Below are 690 nucleotides of genomic sequence, written 5' to 3'. Positions count from 1 at the left end.
GGACGTTGTAACGCATTACTAAATACACTTTGAAAAAACTATTCCTATTTATAGCATCTTTATTTTCTGTGAACGCAAGTTCACAAGCTCAATTTGATTTAGATAAAGTTCTAAAAATGGAAAGCCAGGATAAGATAGTAATCGAAATCGACACGTATCTGAATCAAAAGTGTTCATACGGTGAGAAAATTGAATTATTGAACGAATCGCAAAAAGTCTTGTTGCTTGTCGAAAATTTGGAGCGTGAAATTAACAATGGTGGATTCAATCAATTTTACTGGAATTCAAGTGGAAATTTTGCAAACGAAACGATTAACGCATTAAACTTAATTGGTGCTAAAAAAACAGCGGAAATAGTAAAAGACGCAAACTCAGAATTTAAAAATGGTGCGGTGCCAAAAGACAGATTTGAAAGACAAAATGTGATGGCATTAATAGAAAAGAAAGCAGAAGAAAATTGGGAAGCATTGGACTCGTTATTTTACGAATACAATGATAATCTGACTGAATTGTTAATAGCTTTTGTATTAAAGAACAGATCTGATTTTGAGAATTAACGCGTTACAACAACGCATAAACGCCAACGCTTACAAGGCCATGGTGGAAGAGAAGAAAATTTAATTTAAAGAGATAAAACGTTACGTTTAGCGCGCGTCGGATGGTTCGCACGGCGTTTATACGGGGACGTTG

General features: G+C 34.8%; 1 protein-coding gene. It reads left to right on the top strand.

Features of this window, described 5'->3' with window-relative positions; all coding sequences use genetic code 11:
* Nucleotides 1-29 precede the first annotated feature (29 nt).
* Nucleotides 30-557: a DMP19 family protein gene (locus tag POW22_RS10375; RefSeq protein ID WP_272832602.1), complete on the top strand. Its 528-nt coding sequence runs from the start codon at nucleotides 30-32 to the stop codon at nucleotides 555-557.
* Nucleotides 558-690: the final 133 nt, after the last annotated feature.

This window comes from Gilvibacter sediminis, from assembly GCF_028561565.1.
GTDB classification, from domain to species: Bacteria; Bacteroidota; Bacteroidia; order Flavobacteriales; family Flavobacteriaceae; genus Gilvibacter; species Gilvibacter sediminis.
The sequence above is the reverse complement of the archived record's forward strand: the minus strand, read 5'-3'. Positions and strand labels throughout refer to the sequence as shown.